This is a genomic window from Bacillus cereus group sp. MYBK195-1 (assembly GCF_051916605.1).
GTDB classification, from domain to species: domain Bacteria; phylum Bacillota; class Bacilli; order Bacillales; family Bacillaceae_G; genus Bacillus_A; species Bacillus_A cereus.
Map to the genome: position 1 here is coordinate 1 of NZ_JBQAGZ010000011.1, position 20,453 is coordinate 20,453.

A 20,453-nucleotide genomic window follows, 5' to 3' on the forward strand; every position below is an offset into this window, starting at 1 on the left:
TAATGATGGCAGAGAGGTCACACCCGTTCCCATACCGAACACGGAAGTTAAGCTCTCTAGCGCCGATGGTAGTTGGGACCTTGTCCCTGTGAGAGTAGGACGTTGCCAGGCTAATATTATTCCGCAGTAGCTCAGTGGTAGAGCTATCGGCTGTTAACCGATCGGTCGTAGGTTCGAGTCCTACCTGCGGAGCCATTATGCTTCCATAGCTCAGCTGGTAGAGCACTTCCATGGTAAGGAAGAGGTCACCGGTTCAAGCCCGGTTGGAAGCTTGGGAATAGGTTTAAAACTTTTTTGGCCCGTTGGTCAAGTGGTTAAGACACCGCCCTTTCACGGCGGTAACACGGGTTCGAATCCCGTACGGGTCACCACTTTTGGAGGATTAGCTCAGCTGGGAGAGCACCTGCCTTACAAGCAGGGGGTCGGCGGTTCGATCCCGTCATCCTCCACCATATATATTTAAAATGTCGGAGGGGTAGCGAAGTGGCTAAACGCGGCGGACTGTAAATCCGCTCCTTCGGGTTCGGCAGTTCGAATCTGCCCCCCTCCACCATTTTCTTTAAAATAACCTGAGAGGGTTTATTTTTTTGAAAAGATAACCATACTAGTAAATATTAATGGGCTATAGCCAAGCGGTAAGGCAACGGACTTTGACTCCGTCATGCGCTGGTTCGAATCCAGCTAGCCCAGCCATTTACGAGCCATTAGCTCAGTTGGTAGAGCATCTGACTTTTAATCAGAGGGTCGAAGGTTCGAGTCCTTCATGGCTCATCATTTTTGCGGAAGTAGTTCAGTGGTAGAATACAACCTTGCCAAGGTTGGGGTCGCGGGTTCGAATCCCGTCTTCCGCTTAATTAATAAGGGGCCTTAGCTCAGCTGGGAGAGCGCCTGCCTTGCACGCAGGAGGTCAGCGGTTCGATCCCGCTAGGCTCCATCTAAATAAAAAAGCTTACATCATATGATGTAAGCTTTTTTTGTGTTTAAAAAGACAGCTTTTATACTTGTCGTTTAAAATGAAGAAAACGTAAAAATAAGGGATGGGGAGATAATTGTGAAAGTTGTTATTGCATCTGATTCATATAAAGAAAGCCTAAAAGCTATAGAAGTATGTGGAGCTATTGAAAGAGGTTTTAGAGCAATTTTTCCTAATGCAGAGTATGTGAAAATACCAATTGGAGATGGAGGAGAAGGGACGGTTGAATCACTTGTTGATGCTACAGGGGGGAGAATTATATCAATTAGTGTGACAGGACCGCTTAGAGAAGGTATACAAGCTTTTTATGGCATTTCTAAAGATAAAAAGACAGCGTTTATTGAAATGGCAGCAGCATCAGGATTACAGCACGTTCCAGTTGAAAAGCGCAACCCACTTATTACAACGACAAAAGGAACAGGAGAACTTATATTACATGCGTTAGATCAAGGAGTGGAGTACATAATTTTAGGACTTGGAGGAAGTGCTACGAATGATGGTGGGGCAGGTATGTTAGTAGCTTTAGGAGTAAGATTTATAAATGACAAGGGTGAAATAATAGATCCATCTGGAGGCACATTACATTCGATTGTTGCTATTGATTTTTCACGAATGGACCCACGCTTAAAGGGGGTAAAGATAGAAGCGGCATGTGATGTGGATAATCCATTAGTCGGAATGCAGGGAGCATCTTTCATATTTGGGAGACAAAAGGGTGCAAATGTAGAGATGATGAAAGAGCTAGATGAGAATTTACAACATTATGCGAATATGCTTAAACGATATGTATCTTTTGATGTATCTGAAATACCTGGTGCAGGGGCAGCGGGAGGAATGGGAGCGGCTGTTATTTCAGTGTTAAAGGGAGACTTGCGAAGGGGCATTGAAATTGTATTAGATTATACAAATTTCGATAAACATATAGAAGATGCAAATCTCATTATAACTGGTGAAGGTAGAATAGATAAACAAACTGCATATGGAAAGGCTCCTGTGGGTGTTGCGGGGCGTGCAAAACGTTTTTCTGTGCCTGTAATTGCTATTGGAGGGTCTGTATCATCTGATTATTCAGCTGTGTACGAGAAAGGAATAGATGCGGTATTTAGTATTACAACGAGACCGATGACACTAGAAGAAGCATATAAAGTAGCAGAAGAAAATATTGAAATGACAACAAAAAATATTGCAATAGTATGGAAAATAGCATCAGAAAAACACTTCTAAATGTAGGAGTGTTTTATTATTATTATTTAATAATAGTGATTGCGATTGTTTCATTAAGTTAACTTTATACATAGAATAGTCTTGAAATTTGGTTTTCAGTATGAATATAAGTGCATAAATTGTATATCCATACAGAAAAATGTCGAGTTGAGTCAGACTATATAAAAGATTTAAAATATTTAGTGAAGGCATAAAAGGGGGATACTATCTATGAAAAAAGAAATCTCAGTTATTGGAGTTCCAATGGATTTAGGACAGATGCGTCGTGGAGTTGATATGGGACCGAGCGCGATCCGTTATGCAGGGGTAATTGAAAGAATTGAAGAAATTGGATATGACGTTAAAGATATGGGAGATATATGTATAGAGAGAGAAAAAGAGATAGATGAAAATACAAAATTAAGAAACCTTACACAAGTTGCAACTGTATGTAATGAATTAGCAAGTAAGGTGGATCATATTATAGAAGAAGGTCGTTTTCCACTTGTATTAGGTGGTGACCATAGTATTGCTATCGGTACATTAGCTGGTGTAGCAAAACATTATAAAAACTTAGGCGTTATTTGGTATGATGCACACGGTGATTTAAATACAGAGGAAACTTCACCATCTGGAAATATTCATGGTATGTCACTTGCAGCAAGTTTAGGTTATGGACATTCTTCACTTGTAGATTTGTACGGAGCATATCCAAAGGTGAAAAAAGAGAATGTCGTAATTATCGGTGCACGTGCATTGGATGAAGGAGAAAAAGATTTCATTCGCAATGAAGGTATTAAAGTGTTCTCAATGCATGAAATTGATCGTATGGGGATGACGGCTGTTATGGAAGAAACAATCGCATATTTATCTCATACTGATGGTGTACACTTATCATTAGATTTAGACGGTCTTGATCCTCATGATGCACCAGGTGTTGGAACGCCTGTAATTGGCGGTCTATCTTATCGTGAAAGTCATTTGGCGATGGAAATGTTAGCAGAAGCTGATATTATCACATCTGCTGAATTTGTTGAGGTAAATACGATTTTAGATGAGAGAAATAGAACGGCAACAACAGCAGTTGCTTTAATGGGTTCTTTATTCGGTGAAAAACTAAAATAAATGTAAGAAAAGCAACTGAGAAGTTGCTTTTTTTATTTGAAAATAGGCGTATAATAATGATTTATATTATACTGTACAATAAAAATGTTTGACATCTTACCAATTTGAGCTAAAGGGGGTTGTTTGTAATTGTCGTTTGTTTCATGTATGGTATAATTAACTAGTTGTTGGAAATACATACAGATAGAGCATAAAACAATATTTCAATATATGGATAGAATTGCTCGTAAGTAGGAGGAAGGGATAGCATGCCTTTTGAAGATACGACCATTTTGAAATATCTTAGTACGGCATTAGATATTGCCATTGTATGGTTTATTATATATAAGCTAATTCTTATAATCCGAGGGACGAAAGCTGTTCAACTTTTAAAAGGGATTACAGTTATTATCGTCGTTAAGATGATAAGTATTTTCCTTGAATTGCGTACGCTATCTTGGCTAACTGAACAAGTATTAACGTGGGGATTTTTAGCCGTTATTATTATCTTTCAGCCAGAATTGCGAAGAGCACTTGAGCAGCTAGGGCGCGGAAGTTTATTTTCGCGTGTTGGAACAAATGAGGATGATGAACCTGAAATGGTTGCAACAGCGATAGCAAAAGCAACCGAATATATGGGGAAACGTAGAATTGGTGCATTAATTACTTTGTCAAAAGAGACCGGTATGGGTGATTATGTGGAAACGGGTATTCCGCTTAATGCAAACGTATCATCGGAATTACTTATTAATATTTTTATTCCAAATACACCTCTTCATGACGGAGCGGTAATTATGCAAGGAAGTACAATTAAAGCAGCAGCATGCTATCTTCCATTATCAGAAAGTCCGTTTATTTCTAAAGAATTAGGAACTAGACATCGTGCTGCCATGGGAGTTAGTGAAGTTACTGATAGTATTACAGTAGTTGTGTCTGAAGAAACTGGTCAAATTTCTTTAACGAAAAATGGTAAGTTGCATCGTGATTTGAAGACAGAACAGCTGAAGGATATGTTATTAGCTGAATTTAGTGGAAACGAAAAAACGACTTCTTCGTCTTTATGGAATTGGAGGAGAAAGCGTCATGGATAAGTTAATGGAGAATCATTGGTTTTTAAAAGGGATCTCATTACTATTGGCGTGTATGCTTTTTATGTCAGCGACGTTAACTGAAAAAAATACGACATCAGGTATATTACCTTTTGCAAATGATACGAAAGAAACATTAACTAATTATGCTATTAATCTTAAGTATGATGAGGAGAAATATATTGTAAGTGGTATTCCAGCAGAGGGCGTTAAGGTGAAATTAGAAGGCCCAAAAGCATCAGTTGCTACAGCAAAAGCAAAAAAACAATTTGATATACCGATTGATTTGCGAGATAGTCCAAAAGGAACTTATGAGATTTCTTTAAAAACGAACGGGCTTCCAGATGATGTGAAAGGAACAGTTCAGCCATCAACAATTAAAGTTACTCTTCATGAAAAGGCGAGAAAATATGTTCATGTAGATCTGAAATTATCAAATGAGGATCAGATGCCAGCGGGGACTACACTAGAAAAATCAAGCCTTAAACCGGATACTGTTGAGGTAGTTGGGACGAAAGAAGAAATTGAAAGTATTTCATCTGCCAAAGCGTATGTTGATTTAAAAGGTGTTAATAAAACTGTTACAAAAACGCCCGAAGTTACATTATACAATAAAGAAGGAAAACGTTTAAATGTAAGAACAAGTCCATCTAAGATTAGTGTAACGTTGAATGTGGCAACGCAAACTACAGCCAATAATACTGAAAAAACTGTTCCTGTAACGTATACGAAGAAGGGGAGTTTAGCAGAAGGATTGGCAGTTACAAATATCAGTGTTGAGCCGAGAGAAGTAACTATAGTTGGTCCAAAAGATATTTTGGATAATATACAATCGCTAGAGGGGGTCGAAGTAGATCTTAGTCAATTGACAGAGTCTACAACATTCGATGCCTCTGTTTTATTACCCAAGGGTGTAACAAGTGCAAAACCGAATCAAGTGAAGGTTTCGGTGGGAGTGCAAAAAACAAAACAAACGAAAACAAAAACGATTGATGGTATCCCAATCCAGAAAAATGGACTTTCTAAAGATGTTACTGCTCAGCTACTTTCGCCGCAAGATGGAAAGATAAGTGTTGATATTTCAGGAGAAGCAAGTATAGTAGATAAAATAACAGCTGCTCAAATAACAGCGGTAATTAATCTGCAAAATGTATCTCCAGGAACGAAAGATATTTCCATTCAAGTGAGTGGTCCTGGTAATATTTCAATAGAGCCAAAACAAAAAAGTGCTAAAGTTACTATTGTGAAGAAAGAAAAACCAGATAAAGAAGTACAGGGTAACGGTCAACAACCGGATTCAAACACCGATCAAGAAAATCAAAATGAGAAACCAAAAAATCCTGAACCTGATTCAGAAAAAGAACAGGAAAAGAATCAAAACCAAAATCAAAATCAAGATAAAGATAAAGATAAAGAAACGAGTCAAGAACCAACAGTAGATAATCACAATCAAAAAGAGCAAGAAAAAGGAGCGAATCATAATGGGTAAATATTTTGGTACAGATGGAGTACGCGGAGTTGCAAATAAGGAGTTAACACCTGAATTAGCTTTCAAAATTGGACGTTTTGGTGGTTATGTATTAACAAAAGATACAGATCGTCCAAAAGTAATTATCGGTCGTGATACACGTGTATCTGGCCATATGTTAGAAGGAGCTTTAGTAGCAGGGCTATTATCAACTGGAGCAGAAGTAATGCGCCTTGGCGTTATTTCTACACCGGGCGTTGCTTATTTAACAAAAGCACTAGACGCACAAGCGGGTGTTATGATTTCTGCATCTCATAATCCAGTACAAGATAACGGTATTAAATTCTTTGGTTCAGACGGCTTTAAATTAACAGATGAGCAAGAAGCTGAGATTGAAGCTTTATTAGACAAAGAAGTTGATGAACTACCACGTCCGACAGGTACTAATCTTGGACAAGTGAGTGATTACTTTGAAGGTGGACAAAAATATTTACAGTACATTAAACAAACTGTTGAAGAAGATTTCTCTGGCCTACATATCGCTTTAGATTGTGCACATGGTGCAACTTCTTCTCTAGCTCCATACTTATTTGCAGACCTAGAAGCTGATATTTCAACGATGGGAACTTCTCCAAATGGTATGAATATTAATGAGGGTGTAGGATCTACACATCCAGAAGGCTTAGCTGAATTGGTAAAAGAAAAAGGTGCGGATATCGGACTTGCTTTTGATGGCGATGGCGACCGTTTAATTGCTGTAGACGAAAAAGGAAACATCGTTGACGGTGATCAAATTATGTTCATTTGTGCGAAGTACATGAAAGAAACTGGTCAATTAAAACATAATACAGTTGTTTCAACTGTTATGAGTAACTTAGGTTTCTACAAAGCACTTGAAGCAAATAATATTACAAGTGATAAAACAGCAGTTGGTGACCGCTACGTAATGGAAGAAATGAAGCGCGGAGGTTACAACCTAGGTGGAGAACAATCAGGCCATATTATCTTACTTGATTACATTACAACTGGTGATGGAATGTTAAGTGCACTTCAACTTGTAAACATCATGAAAATGACGAAAAAGCCATTATCTGAGCTTGCAGGAGAAATGACGAAATTCCCACAATTGCTAGTAAACGTTCGTGTAACAGATAAAAAATTAGCATTAGAAAATGAAAAAATTAAAGAAATTATTCGTGTTGTAGAGGAAGAAATGAACGGTGATGGCCGTATTCTTGTTCGCCCATCTGGAACAGAGCCACTTATTCGTGTAATGGCAGAAGCACCAACACAAGAAGTTTGTGATGCATATGTACATCGCATTGTAGAAGTTGTGAAAGCCGAAGTTGGCGCTGAATAATTAGCTGAATTTATATGAAAAAGGAGCACAAAAAGTGCTCCTTTTTCATATGTTTTATAGACGATGAAAAAAATTTCATTGACGGTTTATCCATGTTTGTTATAAGATGGTCTTGTTCTTTTTCTCAAAGGAAATATTGTAAATTATAAAAGCGCCAGAACTACAAATAGTGTAGTTGACGAGGTGGGGTTTATCGAGATTTCGGCGGATGACTCCCGGTTGTTCATCACAACCGCAAGCTTTTACTTAAATCATTAAGGTGACTTAGTGGACAAAGGTGAAAGTGTGATGAGAGAAGAGGAACGGATGAAAACTAGCTGTATAAGTATATACGGACTTAAACCCAATCGAGAGGAAGGTGAAAGCCGTTACAAGCTTACAGGGCTAGCAATATGTAATCCGTTTTTTAGTATAAATAAAAATGGTATCGGACTATGTCGTTACATGTTCGCAGAGCAGTGTAAGCATTTGTAACGGCGACTAAACATGTGTGGAATCGTAGGATTTATTGGAGAGCAAGATGCAAAGGAAATTTTATTAAAAGGTTTAGAAAAGCTAGAATATCGTGGATATGATTCAGCAGGTATTGCAGTACAAGCAGAGAACGGTGTTGTTGTATACAAAGAAAAAGGCCGTATCGCAAAACTTCGTGAAATCGTAGATGAGAACGTAGCAGCAAGCGTAGGTATCGGACACACACGCTGGGCTACACACGGTGTTCCAAGTAAAGTAAACGCGCATCCGCATCAAAGTACATCAAAACGCTTTACATTAGTTCATAACGGTGTAATTGAAAACTATGAATTAGTGAAAAAGGAATATTTACAAGATGTAACGTTCGTAAGTGAAACAGATACAGAGGTTATCGTACAGCTTATGGAACAACAAGTGAGCACAGGATTAAGTGTAGAAGAAGCGTTCCGTAATACGCTATCTCTTTTACATGGCTCTTATGCAATCGGATTACTTGATGCTGAAAATCCAAACATGATTTATGTTGCTAAAAACAAAAGCCCGCTATTAGTAGGTGTTGGTGACAACTTTAATGTTGTGGCAAGCGACGCTATGGCGATGTTACAAGTTACAGATCAATTCATTGAGTTAATGGATAAAGAAATCGTAATCGTAACGAAAGAAAGTATTACAATTAAAAACTTACAAGGTGAAACGATTGAACGTGCACCGTTTACAGCGGAATTAGACGCAAGTGATATTGAAAAGGGAACATATCCTCATTTCATGCTTAAAGAAATCGATGAGCAACCACTTGTAATCCGTAATATAATTCAAAAGTATCAAGATGAAAATGGCGAAATTGAATTAAATCAAGACATCCGCAATGCGATTTTAGATAGCGATCGTATTTACATCATTGCATGTGGAACGAGTTATCATGCAGGTCTTGTTGGAAAACAATTTATCGAGAAGTTTGCAAAAATGCCAGTTGAAGTACACGTGGCAAGTGAATTCTCTTACAACATGCCATTATTAACAGAAAGACCATTCTTCATTTACATTTCACAAAGTGGTGAAACAGCTGATAGCCGTGCTGTACTTGTACAAACAAATGAAATGGGTCATAAAGCATTAACAATTACAAACGTGCCTGGTTCTACGCTTTCTCGTGAAGCTGATTATACACTTCCGTTATACGCTGGACCAGAAATTGCAGTTGCATCAACGAAAGCTTACACAGCACAGCTTGCAGTACTTTCAATTTTAGCGGCTGATATTGCTAAAGCAAAAGGTGAAGTTCTTGATTTCGATTTAACACACGAACTAGGACTTGTAGCAAATGCAATGATAGAACTTTGTGATCAAAAAGAAGAAATGGACGCATTAGCAAAACAATTTTTAGCAACAACGCGTAACTGTTTCTTCATCGGACGTAGCGTAGACTTCTACGTAGGATTAGAAGGTGCGTTAAAACTAAAAGAAATCTCTTACATCCAAGCAGAAGGATTCGCTGGAGGAGAGTTAAAACACGGTACAATCGCTTTAATTGAAAATGGTACACCAGTTATCGCACTTGCTACACAAGAGCACGTAAACCTTGGAATTCGTGGTAACGTGAAAGAAGTAGTAGCACGTGGAGCTAACCCATGTATCATCTCAATGAAAGGCTTAGAAATGGAAGGTGACAGCTTCGTATTACCAGCTGTACACGAAGCACTAGCACCGCTAGTAGCAGTTATTCCATTACAACTTATCTCGTACTACGCAGCGCTTCACCGCGAGTGTGACGTTGATAAGCCACGTAACTTAGCTAAGTCTGTTACTGTTGAGTAGGAGATTGGTAGGTTAATAAATATAGTTATGCGTTTGAAAAAAATTTTGATAGTTTATAAAAAAGTCTGATCGTTTATAATAAATTAAAACTAAGAAAAGAACTCTGTAAAAATCATTTTACAGAGTTCTTTTAGTTATTTATTGTTTTACATAACAAATTGTTACTTGTTCGTCTATGTGGAAAATCTGTAATGCTTTACCATCTAAATTTTTAACCTCATATGATGAATAAATAGGTCTTTCCAATTTCACTTCTTGACCATTTTGAGTTCCTTTTTCCACCATTAGGGTTAACTGATGGGAAGAAACGTCTGCTTGGTATGTTCCTGTTAAGTAATTATCTTTATTTGGATAAGAACCATTTGCATATGTTTCAAATGTCTTATCTGCTTTTAGGACTAACGTAGTTTTGACTCCGTCTCCGTAATCAATACCCCAATTACCTACAAGCTCTGTACCGTCTTTATAGTTGTTCTGTACATTCTTAAACTTAGCGGAATCCTCGTCTGGTGTATCAATTTTTCCTTTGAATATACCAGTTGTATCTTGGGTACTGTATGTTTTAACTGTATTACCACTAGATAAACTCGGTGAGTTAGAAGAACTAGTACCACTTGTTGTAGAAGTAGTTGTTGAACCACCCTTAGCTTCCGCTTTTAACTTATCAAATACAGGTTTCCAAATGCGTTTTGCTTCATCTAATTTATTGTTTGCTTTATCTATGATTGCATCATCCGTATCTTTAAGTGTTTTAGAGTAATCAAATAACTTCGCTACTTCTTTGAAAGACTCTTTTAACTTTTGAACAGCTTTTACAATTTCCTTATGATCTTCCTTATATTTTCCTGGTGCATCTATACGCTCTATTTTATTAAATACTTTATCTAAGTCTTTAATACTATCTCGTACCTCTTCATTTGACTTACTTCCCTTTTTATTATCCCTCACAGAAGCATCATAGTAATCTAGACGTCTTAATAAGTCTTCTTCAATGTCTACCATAAGTTGTGGGTAATCCTCAGGTAAAACCATAATCATCTTAACATCTTTACTTTCTTCTTTTGAGTTAGTTGATTTTTCCTTTGTTTCAGATGATTTACCTTCTGTCTTAGTTTCTTTACTTTCTTGTTTACCAGATTCAGTATTTGTTTTTTCTTTTTCTCCAAATAAATTAGTTACACTACAAGCTGACATAGAAACTACTAATCCGGATGCTAGTAAAATTTTACCTGTACTCTTTTTGAAATTCTTCATATGATTTTTCAATTCTCCCTCTAAAAACATAAAATAGATGTGCTTTAGCCCCTTTAAAACTAAAAAACATACCCCTTCTATATTTATTTTATAATACCTTTCTATGTATAATATTTTACAATTAATTACAGATGCGGTCAAAATTTATCTTAGTTTAACGATGTTCACAAAAAAGATGCGAAGCTTTATTCCTTCAAGTAAAGATTCTAAGTGAGTTTTGATTAAAATTTTTTTTAAAAAATCTCATACTTAGTTAGAAAGAGTAATTCTATTTTGATCAATCGCTTTTTCAAAATGAATTTTTTTTGTTGTTAAATAAAGATTTATGACTTCATTTTTATCAAATTTTATTTCAAACCAACATATAGTTATAGCTTTAAAATAAATTTACAAATTTGTATCTAAAAGGGGTGTTTTTGTGTCGAAAAAGAACATCTAGAATTGGTAAGTGGATAGAACTCTATAGATTAAAGTTTTACTTTGTCGAATCCACTTTTGTTTATCTGAATTTTCCGTTATCATTTTAAGTATTCGTGAACAATTTCATTTATTACGGAAAAAAGAGACGAGAGATTTATGGACATTTCAAGGGGGGATATTGATGAAAGTGAATGAAAAAACATATTTAAGTATAGAAGAGATTATTTCATTACCAACCGTATCAAGTACAAACATAAGTGATGATGGTAAAAACGTAGCATTTGTTAAGAAGACGGCTGATTGGAAAGACAATACATATAGGAATCATGTATGGATATATGAAAAAGATAAGAAGCAGAGTTACCCATTATCAAATGGGGATATAGATAGTACACACCCATTATGGTCTCCAGATGCTAGGTGTATCGCATATCTTAGTCCAGTTGGTGATGGGGAAAATCAGATATTTGTTAAGTCGCTAGATGATTATAGCGAAGTTCAAATTACTGATGAGAAAGAAGGAGTCAGTACATTCGAATGGGGGCCTACTGGCAAGGAGCTTTATTATGTTACGCAGTCAAAAGAATGTGAGGAGATAAAGAAACGTAAGGACCTATATGGAGATTTTCAACATATTGGTAAGGAACACCAGAATAATTGTTTATATTACATTGAAATAGAAAAGGTGATACAAAGTGATACAGATGAACACGAGAACAGAGTTGTTTATCAATTAACGGATGGTAAGGATTTTCATATCCATGAATTTGATATTTCAAATGATGGTAAAAAGGTTGTATTTATGGCGACACCAAGCTCAAATATGGCAGATTATATAAATGGAGATCTATACATACTCCATATTAAAGCTGGAGAGCTACAAAAGCTGAATGTGGATAAATTGTTGGGAGGGAGTGTTTGCTTTTCTCCTGACGGCAGTAAAATATGTTACACAGCAAGCATAAGAGAGAAGGATTACTATAGAAACCATATACAAGATAGTACGTTAGAGATATATGATATGAATACTGGAGAGGTAATTCAGCCTCTAACAAACTTTGATAGTACAGTTATGCCATTACAGTGGACAGCTAAAGGAATTTTAATTAGATGGCAGGATAAAACGAATTATCGTATTGGATTACTAGCTGAAGATGGCACTGTGGAAGCATTAAGCGACAAGGTAGATGGCTTTATAATGGATGCCTCTATAACAAAGGATGGAAATCATATAACCTATAATAAGGCTATAACAAATGAAACCTTTGAAATCTATTTAGACGATAAAAAAATAACGGATGAAAATAGCTTTTTCAAAGGGAAACTTAAAAGTAACAGGGAAATCATCTCATGGAAAAGTAGTGATGGTCTTGAAATAGAAGGTGTTTTATCAACGCCAGTAGAGTTTGACACTAATAAAAAATATCCTTTATTAGTAGTAATTCACGGTGGTCCGGCTTGGGCATCTTTTCCGATATTTTCAGACTGCTTCAATGAGAAATATCCGATTGAACAGTTTGTTGAAAAAGGCTTTATCGTTTTAGAGCCAAATTACAGAGGAAGTTCAGGTTATGGTAATGAATTTTTAAAAGCTAACTATAGAAAACAGGGGATTGCTGACTACGACGATGTTATATCAGGAGTTGATAAACTAGTTGATCAAGGGATAGTAGATAAAGATAGAGTAGGAGTTATGGGATGGAGCAACGGTGGATATGTATCAGCTTTCTGTTCTACATTTAGTAGCAGGTTTAAAGCTATTTCAGTTGGGGGAGGAATTACTAACTGGAGTACCCATTATGCAAATACAGATATCCCTTACTTTATTAGAATGTATTTAGGAAATACTCCATGGAATGATCCAGATATATATAAGAGAACATCACCAATGACATATATTAAATCAGCCTGTACGCCTACCTTAATCCAACATGGCGAAAAGGATGCAAGAATACCAATTACAAATGCATATGAATTACATCAAGGGTTAAAGGATATGGAAGTTGATACAGAACTAATTATATTTAAAGGAATGGCATATAGTTCTGACCAACCAGGAGTTCATGTGGCTATTATGAAGCAGAACTTGATGTGGTTTTCACACTATATTCTTGGAGAGAGTATGGAGGATTTTAGGACTTTGTAATGGATATTTGTACAAGACATAAGGTTGAAACGGTCTTCATATTGAGATGATTTATTATAAAATATATACTTAAACTACTATCAGTACATATATCAGGGAGGACTAATATGACAGGGAATAAAAATGGCTTACTAGTAGGAAAACGTGAAGAGTTATTGAAAGTATTGCAAGCTCGTTTTGAGAAAAACATGAACCGCCATGAAGGTCTTGAATGGGCTAAAGTTGAAGCGAAGATAGAAGCTAATGCTGAAAAATTATGGTCACTTAACGAAATGGAAGTAACTGGTGGTGAGCCGGATGTTATTGGTTATGATGAAGAAAAGGACGAATATACTTTCTATGATTGTTCAAAGGAGAGTCCTAAAGGCCGCAGAAGTCTTTGTTATGATCTTGAAGCGTTAGAATCAAGAAAAAAGCATAAACCAGAAAATAACGCTATTGATGTTGCCAATGCTATGGGCATTGAACTATTAACGGAAGAACAATATCGGGAATTGCAACAACTTGGAGATTTTGATATGAAATCATCGAGTTGGGTACAAACACCTTCAGATATTAGAGAGCTTGGTGGTGCTCTATTTTGCGATTATCGCTTTGGACATGTTTTCGTGTACCACAATGGAGCAGACTCTTACTATGCTGCCAGAGGTTTTCGTGGTTCGTTAAAAGTTTAAATTAGGATAAATAAGAAAAAGAGCCTATATTCAGGCTCTTTTTCTTATTTATATTTTAAAAGTAAATTGTTACTACGCAGTTTTACTTAATTTATATATTCCGTGGTTGTTTTTACGGAAAAGTTTAGGGAAAACATAGCCATCTAATCCAATACGTCCAGCGTTCTGCCCTGCAACTAAAATGAACATAGTCAAAATAAGCAGGTTTGGGTTTACACTAACAGTTCCGCTTAATAAAAATGAAAGATTCATTATGATTCCGAAAAATGCAGCTGTTTTTGTTAATCCGCCTAAAATTAAACCTAGACCTACTAAAATTTCTCCCCATTGAACTAAAAAGCTAAATAGGTCTGCGTTTGGAAGGACAAAATGTTGAAGGAAATCTGCCCACCAACTTTGTACTGCAGGGTGGTCCCCTGATGCTTGAGCAATAGCACCCTTTAGAAAGCCACTTGCGTCAAAAGATTGTCCGAAGACTTTGCCTATCCCAGCAGCGAACCATGTATATCCTATGTAAAGCCGTAAAAGTAATAATATGAAAGTAGCACGTTTATCAGTTCTTAAAAAATTGATAACCATTGAAATCCCTCCAATATTGTATTTACACGTTTATTATATATCCAATGTGAAAAGATTCACAATGGAGAGAATGTGAACAAGGATAGGTTGTGAATAATTGTTTTATTTTTTGTAACATTTTATCTGCTTTGATAAACTAAGAATAGAGATATATGTAAAGGAGACAAAGACTCAATATGTGGATGAACTTGTAATGATTAGAAACTACTAGATAGATAAATTTTGCTCTCATAAGCGAGGGTTTATTTAGTTATCTGTAAATCATTCAAGGAATGCATATTTGGCTTGTACATCCCTTTTATAAGGATAGGTGTCTATTTTATGTATCTGTCTTTTTTGTGGGAAAGTTTATATCTCTTATATAAAATATGCGTCCTTTAAACTTGGAGGAGTATATGATGAACCAATTAAAAAATAAAGTAGCAGTTATTACAGGGGTAAGTCGTTTAGATGGTATAGGGGCAGCGATTTGTAAAGAATTAGCTGAATCAGGATACGATATATTTTTTACGTATTGGACAGCTTACGATAAAGAGATGCCTTGGGGCGTTGATAAAAATGAACAAATACAATTAAAAGAAGAGTTACTAAAAAACGGTGTTAAAGTATCAAGTATGGAGTTAGATTTAACTCAGAATGATGCACCAAAAGAGCTTATAAATAAAGTTACTGAACAATTAGGGTACCCTCATATATTAATTAATAATGCAGCATATTCTACGAATAATGATTTCTCTACGTTGACTGTTGAAGAATTAGATAAGCATTATATGGTAAATGTTCGTGCGAGTACCCTGTTAAGTAGTCAATTTTCTCGGGGATTTGATAAGAAATCTGGTGGTAGAATTGTTAATATTACTTCGGGGCAATTTCAAGGTCCTATGGCAGGAGAACTAGCTTATGCGACAACGAAGGGAGCTATTGATGCTCTTACTAGTACGTTGTCAGCAGAGGTAGCTCATTTAGGAATAACAGTGAATGCAATTAATCCAGGACCAACCGATACAGGATGGATGACTGAAGAGATAAAACAAGGGTTAAAGCCGATGTTTCCTTTTGGCAGAATTGGTGAGCCAAGGGATGCAGCTAGACTCATTAAATTTCTAGTAAGTGAAGAAGCCGAGTGGATTACTGGGCAAGTTATTCATTCAGAAGGTGGATTTAAAAGATAAAAAAGAAGGCATCTCACCAGGGTGAGATGCCTTCTTTTTTAATCTTTCTTCAATCTTCGTGCAACACCATTCCCTAAAGACTGTAATCCTTGAACGAGGATAATTAAAATAAAGACAGTTGCATACATTACTTCAGGCTCGTAGCGTAAATGTCCGAAGCGGTATGCTAAATCCCCTAGCCCGCCAGCACCTACAAGGCCAGCCATTGCTGTTGCGCCGATTAAGCCGATCGTTGCGATTGTTAATCCGAGTACAAGGGAGGGACGTGCTTCTTTCACCATAACGTGCCAAATGATTTTTATAGTAGAAACGCCCATCGCTTGGTAGGCTTCAATGACACCGCGATCGACTTCTAGTAAAGCTGTCTCCATTAAACGTGCGATATAAGGGGCTGTGAAGACGACAAGCGGTACGATAACACCTTGCACGCCAATGGACGTTCCCATTAGAAACTTTGTAAAAGGTAAGATGAAGAATAATAGAATGATAAATGGAAGAGAGCGAATGATATTAATAATTGTATTAAGAATAGGATAGATGATTTTATTTTCACGTTGCCCACCAGGTCTCGTTAAAACAAGTGTGACGCCAAGTGGCAGTGCAATAAGGATCGAGATGAGTAATGAAATAGATGTCATTTGAAATGTTTGGATTGTTGCTTCCCATATGACTTTACCCCATTCATCCAAAAAGGACTTGTTTCCCATAGTCTGTTCTACCTCCTTCTACGATGATTCCTTGCTCTTGTAAAAATGATAAAACACGGTGGATTTCATTTTGTTCCCCTTGCATATGAACGACTAGTTTCCCATATGTTTCATGTTTTAACTGCGTAATATTACCGGATAAAATATTCGGATACACTTGGAAACGTTTTGTGGCAACGGCTAAGGCAGGTTCCCCTGAAGTAGTGCCAATAAATGAAAGTGTTACAATTTCTCCAGTACTTTGTAGTTCTTTCTGTACCTCTTCTGGAATTTTCGCTGCAAATGCGCTATTTACAAATTTCTTCGTTGTTACATGTTGTGGGTTTGTGAAAATATCTTTTACAGTCCCACTTTCGACTACAGATCCATGTTCCATAACAGCAACGCGGTCACATATACGCTGGATGACATTCATTTCATGTGTAATGAGTAAAATCGTAATTCCGATTTCTTCGTTAATCTTTAATAACAAATCAAGGATAGAATCGGTTGTTTCGGGATCTAATGCGCTCGTTGCTTCATCACTTAATAACACTTCAGGTTCATGTGATAGCGCACGAGCAATTGCAACACGCTGTTTTTGACCACCAGAAAGTTCGCTTGGATACGCATCTTTTCGATTAAAAAGATCGACAATGCGTAAATACTTTTCTACTCTTTTTTCAATTTCTGCTTTTGGAATGCCAGCAAGCCGTAACGGTAATGCGATATTTTCATAAACGGTAACAGTTTTAAGTAAATTGAATCCTTGGAAGATCATTCCGATTCTTTGTCTCGCTTTTGCTAGTTCTTTTGTCGATAATGTTGTTAAGTCTTGTTGGTTTACAATGATATTTCCTGTCGTTGGTTTTTCTAATAAATTTACACATCGAATCAATGTACTTTTACCAGCGCCACTATACCCAATGATTCCAAATACCTCGCCTTTTTCTACTTTAAGGGAAGTAGACTTAAGAGCCTCAACATTCCCTTTTTTTGTTGTAAATACTTTGGATATGTTTTGTAATTCAATCATTATCGTCAGCTCCTACCAAGATGGTAAAACTGAACCATCAAATTTTTTCTCGATAAACTCTTTTACTTCCTTAGACTGATAAGCTTTCTTTAATTTATTTACAACGGCATCATCTTTATTTTCAGTACGAACAACGACCCAGTTCACATATGGTGAATCTTTTCCTTCGCGGAAGATAGAATCTTTCGCTGGACTTAATTTTGCACCTAATGCAAAGTTTGTGTTAATAGCAGCTGCTTTCACTTCACTTAGTTGTGTTGGTAATTGAGATGCCTCTAATTCGACAATCTTTAATTTTTTTGGATTTTCAATTACATCTTTTGCAGTCGCTTTTTCTGTAGCCTTCGGATCAACTTTTAAAACCCCTGCTTTTTCAAATAATTTTAAAGCTCGAAGTTCATTCGTTGGGTCATTTGGTACAGCAATTGCGTCGCCCTCTTTTAAGTCTTTTACATCTTTTATATCTTTAGAATATATGCCCATAGGGAATGTTACTGTTGAAAATACTTCAGCTAATTTCATATTGCGTTCAGCTTTAAATACATCTAAATACGATTTCGTTTGGTAGCTATTTACATCAAGGCTTTTTTCATCTAAAGATACGTTTGGCGCTACATAATCATTAAATACTTTTATATCAATTTCGAGACCATCTTTTGCTGCAACTTCTTTTACCTTTTCAAAAATTTGTTCATGTGGTCCACCTGTTACACCCACAGTAATCTTTTTCTCGTCTAATGCTTTTACCTCTTTATCTGAACTCACGCTACATGCGCCTAATAATAATACTGCTCCGCTTACAATGCTTAATAATACCTTTTTCATCTATAAATCCCCCTTCATATACGTTCCAAAATAAAAAGCACCTCCCAAAAATAAGAGAGGTGCCGAATAGACGAAATAGATTCCTCTCTTATCTTCCAAAACGAAAACTCGTTTTGCAGGAATTAGCACCTTAGCTTATACGTCATAAGCTCGGTTGCCGGGCATCATCGGGCCAGTCCCTCCGCCACTCTTGATAAGAGTATGTGTATGTAGTTTTGAATATGGTACTAATAGTAAATCTTACAAAAAGAATTGTCAATAATATTTTCAGAATATATTTTATTTTAAGGTAATCGAAACGTTCCCCTTTTTATGTCCTTTTTCTACATATATATGAGCTTCAGCAATTTCTTCTAATCGGTAAGTTCTATCAATAACAGGTTTTAGCTTTTCTGTTTCAGCTAGTTGTTTTAGCAGGTTCATATCTTCTTTACTGACCTTTGCCATCATTCCGTTCACAGATACATATTTTCCATTAGGCATTAATGCATCTGTACAAAGAGACTTTTTATATTTTCCAACTGCATCAAATATAATATCGTAGTGCTCGCCCCGCTTAGTAAAATCTTCTTTCATATAATCAATTACGTTGTCTGCCCCTAAAGTTGTTACTAAATCGAAATTCGAACTACTACAAATGGCTGTGACAGTCGCCCCGAAGTATTTAGCAAGTTGTATGGCAGCTGTCCCTACTGACCCAGAGGCGCCATATATAAGTACTCGTTGCCCTTTTTTTATCTGTCCTTTTCTAAGGAAGTGCAATGCTGAAGTTCCGCCGAAAGGAATAACGGCAGCTTCTTCATATGTCACATTGGTAGGTTTTAATGCTATTAATCCACTTTCATGCACGCATGTGTATTCCGCATAACCACCAAGGTTTAGTTCTGTTAATGCAAAAACTTGATCTCCTTTTTTAAATTGTGTTACATCTGTTCCAATGTCTTCGATTTCACCGGATAACTCTACGCCAAGTATAGGTTTTCTCGGTTTTCTGAAACCTAATATGATCCGCATAGGAATCCAAAATAAGAGTGGGCTATTAAAGCCACGTATTCTACAATCTCCAGTCGATACACTTGTTGCGTGAATTTTAACTAATACTTCATTTTTTTTAGGTTTAGGCTTTTCTACATTTTGAAGCTGGAGAACATTAGGTGGTCCGTACTTTGTACAAATAATCGCTTTCATAATGACCTCCTGAAATGAGTTGTTATTATTTACATCATATTTAAACTTTTTCTCAAACATGTTGTTATATAGGAAATAAATTTAAAGATAAATATTACGAATTATATAGATTTCATAGGAAAAGAGATGATATTATTTTTGGGAAGGAGGGGACGTTATGAAAAAACTTATTTTAATTTCAAGTTTAGTACTTGCAGTCGGTCTAGGAGTAGGGTGTAGTAATGAGAAAACAAAAAAGACTGACGAACCGAAAAAAGAAGCTGTGCAGAAAGAAAAGGAATTAACAGCGAAGGATGTTTTTAATAAAGCGAATGAAGCTTTTAAAAACGAAGAAAATGTAACGATGACATATGATGTGGGAATAAAGGCTGAAGGAACAGAGATGAATGTAATAAAGGCTAAAATGCAACTAGAGCCGAAGAAAAAAAATTCTCGTTCTGAAATGAATGTTTCTGGTACAGAGGTTGTTGTTTATGATGTGGGTGGCAAAATTGCTGGTCAGTTAAAAAATCCTAATACGGGTGAAATTATGTCTGTACCAGAGGAACAATTGAATGCTAACGGAATGAACGCGACTCAAGGAATGGTAGATAATTTAGAGATTCCATCGGAAATTTTAAATAAAGTGAAGATGGAGAAAAGTGGAGATAATTATAAGCTGAAGTTTGCATTAAAAGGGCAAGAGACAGAGAGTATGTTAGCTAGTATGGATGAAAAGCAGAAACAAATGCTACAAGGCCAAAATGCAAAGATAGAAGAAATAGATGGGGAATATATTATTACAAAAGATTTTAAATATGAATCAGCAAAGATAGATATGGTTATGAGTAGCAATGGTGAGGATAAAGCGCACATTATTACGGATGCAAAGTTTACATCGTATGATAAATTTGATCCAATACAATTGCCAGCAGCAAAGTAATCACTGTCAAGAGAGGTACCTGAAAGAACGGGTATCTCTTTTTGTTGCTAATAAGGAGAGTGTCCT

17 protein-coding genes, 9 tRNA genes, 1 rRNA gene and 1 riboswitch are annotated in these 20,453 nt (G+C 36.4%); of the genes, 21 read left to right on the top strand and 6 right to left on the bottom strand.

What is annotated here, in order from left to right; all coding sequences use genetic code 11:
• The 17 genes from rrf to glmS form a co-directional block, all read left to right on the top strand.
• Positions 1–111 (top strand): 5S ribosomal RNA (gene rrf, locus ACTFRY_RS27250); the annotation flags it as partial.
• A gap of 9 nt (positions 112–120) precedes the next feature.
• Positions 121–195: transfer RNA gene (locus tag ACTFRY_RS27255), tRNA-Asn, on the top strand.
• Between the two features lie 4 nt (positions 196–199).
• Positions 200–272 (top strand) — tRNA-Thr (locus ACTFRY_RS27260).
• Between the two features lie 24 nt (positions 273–296).
• Positions 297–371, top strand: a tRNA-Glu gene (locus ACTFRY_RS27265).
• A 5-nt stretch (positions 372–376) separates the two neighbouring features.
• Positions 377–452, top strand: a tRNA-Val gene (locus tag ACTFRY_RS27270).
• Positions 453–469: 17 nt separating this feature from the next.
• Positions 470–553 (top strand) — tRNA-Tyr (locus ACTFRY_RS27275).
• A 65-nt stretch (positions 554–618) separates the two neighbouring features.
• Positions 619–693, top strand: a tRNA-Gln gene (locus ACTFRY_RS27280).
• A 5-nt stretch (positions 694–698) separates the two neighbouring features.
• Positions 699–771 (top strand) — tRNA-Lys (locus ACTFRY_RS27285).
• 8 nt (positions 772–779) lie between these two features.
• Positions 780–851: transfer RNA gene (locus ACTFRY_RS27290), tRNA-Gly, on the top strand.
• Positions 852–861: 10 nt separating this feature from the next.
• Positions 862–934: transfer RNA gene (locus ACTFRY_RS27295), tRNA-Ala, on the top strand.
• Positions 935–1,051: 117 nt separating this feature from the next.
• The gene (locus ACTFRY_RS27300; RefSeq protein ID WP_098617146.1) at positions 1,052–2,197 is read left to right on the top strand and encodes a glycerate kinase; all 1,146 of its coding nucleotides are present in this window, start codon (positions 1,052–1,054) and stop codon (positions 2,195–2,197) included.
• 210 nt (positions 2,198–2,407) lie between these two features.
• Positions 2,408–3,301, top strand: coding sequence for an arginase (gene rocF / locus ACTFRY_RS27305; protein ID WP_000711563.1), 894 nt, complete (start codon positions 2,408–2,410; stop codon positions 3,299–3,301).
• Between the two features lie 248 nt (positions 3,302–3,549).
• Positions 3,550–4,371, top strand: a complete 822-nt coding sequence (gene cdaA / locus ACTFRY_RS27310) for a diadenylate cyclase CdaA (RefSeq protein WP_001115698.1) — start codon at positions 3,550–3,552, stop codon at positions 4,369–4,371.
• Complete coding sequence (locus tag ACTFRY_RS27315; RefSeq protein ID WP_098617145.1) at positions 4,364–5,857, top strand: CdaR family protein; 1,494 nt, start codon at positions 4,364–4,366, stop codon at positions 5,855–5,857. The genes cdaA and ACTFRY_RS27315 overlap by 8 nt, the downstream gene beginning before the upstream one ends.
• Positions 5,850–7,196 carry a phosphoglucosamine mutase gene (glmM, locus tag ACTFRY_RS27320; RefSeq protein WP_000521476.1) on the top strand — a complete coding sequence of 449 codons (1,347 nt, stop codon included), beginning with the start codon at positions 5,850–5,852 and terminating at the stop codon, positions 7,194–7,196. Before ACTFRY_RS27315 ends, glmM begins: the two co-directional genes overlap by 8 nt.
• Positions 7,197–7,484: 288 nt before the next feature.
• The gene (locus tag ACTFRY_RS27325; RefSeq protein WP_001206405.1) at positions 7,485–7,670 is read left to right on the top strand and encodes a hypothetical protein; all 186 of its coding nucleotides are present in this window, start codon (positions 7,485–7,487) and stop codon (positions 7,668–7,670) included.
• A 12-nt stretch (positions 7,671–7,682) separates the two neighbouring features.
• Positions 7,683–9,485, top strand: a complete 1,803-nt coding sequence (gene glmS, locus ACTFRY_RS27330; RefSeq protein WP_000334163.1) for a glutamine--fructose-6-phosphate transaminase (isomerizing) — start codon at positions 7,683–7,685, stop codon at positions 9,483–9,485.
• Positions 9,486–9,623: 138 nt separating this feature from the next.
• On the opposite strand, the gene ACTFRY_RS27335 is transcribed toward glmS, so the two are convergent.
• Complete coding sequence (locus tag ACTFRY_RS27335; RefSeq protein WP_098617148.1) at positions 9,624–10,751, bottom strand: DUF3994 domain-containing protein; 1,128 nt, start codon at positions 10,749–10,751, stop codon at positions 9,624–9,626.
• A gap of 589 nt (positions 10,752–11,340) precedes the next feature.
• Between ACTFRY_RS27335 and ACTFRY_RS27340 the strand changes: the two genes are divergently transcribed.
• Positions 11,341–13,305 carry a S9 family peptidase gene (locus ACTFRY_RS27340; RefSeq protein WP_141541510.1) on the top strand — a complete coding sequence of 655 codons (1,965 nt, stop codon included), beginning with the start codon at positions 11,341–11,343 and terminating at the stop codon, positions 13,303–13,305.
• 107 nt (positions 13,306–13,412) lie between these two features.
• Positions 13,413–13,979 (top strand): DUF4256 domain-containing protein, encoded by a 567-nt coding sequence (locus ACTFRY_RS27345; protein WP_098617143.1) that lies wholly within the window; start codon positions 13,413–13,415, stop codon positions 13,977–13,979.
• A 72-nt stretch (positions 13,980–14,051) separates the two neighbouring features.
• On the opposite strand, the gene ACTFRY_RS27350 is transcribed toward ACTFRY_RS27345, so the two are convergent.
• Entirely contained in the window at positions 14,052–14,558 is a 507-nt protein-coding gene (locus tag ACTFRY_RS27350; RefSeq protein WP_000236358.1) for a DoxX family membrane protein, read from the bottom strand.
• A 395-nt stretch (positions 14,559–14,953) separates the two neighbouring features.
• On the opposite strand from ACTFRY_RS27350, the gene ACTFRY_RS27355 reads away from it, so the two are divergent.
• Positions 14,954–15,730 carry an SDR family oxidoreductase gene (locus tag ACTFRY_RS27355; RefSeq protein ID WP_001987627.1) on the top strand — a complete coding sequence of 259 codons (777 nt, stop codon included), beginning with the start codon at positions 14,954–14,956 and terminating at the stop codon, positions 15,728–15,730.
• A gap of 38 nt (positions 15,731–15,768) precedes the next feature.
• On the opposite strand, the gene ACTFRY_RS27360 is transcribed toward ACTFRY_RS27355, so the two are convergent.
• The 4 genes from ACTFRY_RS27360 to ACTFRY_RS27375 all read right to left on the bottom strand — a co-directional run bounded on the left by ACTFRY_RS27360 (position 15,769) and on the right by ACTFRY_RS27375 (position 19,465).
• Complete coding sequence (locus ACTFRY_RS27360) at positions 15,769–16,437, bottom strand: methionine ABC transporter permease (RefSeq protein WP_000527151.1); 669 nt, start codon at positions 16,435–16,437, stop codon at positions 15,769–15,771.
• Positions 16,412–17,452, bottom strand: a complete 1,041-nt coding sequence (locus ACTFRY_RS27365) for a methionine ABC transporter ATP-binding protein (RefSeq protein ID WP_098617142.1) — start codon at positions 17,450–17,452, stop codon at positions 16,412–16,414. Before ACTFRY_RS27365 ends, ACTFRY_RS27360 begins: the two co-directional genes overlap by 26 nt.
• A 12-nt stretch (positions 17,453–17,464) precedes the next feature.
• Entirely contained in the window at positions 17,465–18,277 is an 813-nt protein-coding gene (locus ACTFRY_RS27370; RefSeq protein WP_098617141.1) for a MetQ/NlpA family ABC transporter substrate-binding protein, read from the bottom strand.
• An 85-nt stretch (positions 18,278–18,362) separates the two neighbouring features.
• Positions 18,363–18,477: riboswitch (SAM riboswitch) on the bottom strand.
• A gap of 79 nt (positions 18,478–18,556) precedes the next feature.
• The gene (locus ACTFRY_RS27375) at positions 18,557–19,465 is read right to left on the bottom strand and encodes an NAD(P)-dependent alcohol dehydrogenase (protein WP_000643864.1); all 909 of its coding nucleotides are present in this window, start codon (positions 19,463–19,465) and stop codon (positions 18,557–18,559) included.
• Positions 19,466–19,622: 157 nt separating this feature from the next.
• Here ACTFRY_RS27375 and ACTFRY_RS27380 point away from each other — a divergent pair, with 157 nt between their 5' ends.
• Positions 19,623–20,387, top strand: a complete 765-nt coding sequence (locus ACTFRY_RS27380) for a DUF6612 family protein (protein WP_000733612.1) — start codon at positions 19,623–19,625, stop codon at positions 20,385–20,387.
• The last annotated feature ends 66 nt before the right edge of the window (positions 20,388–20,453 follow it).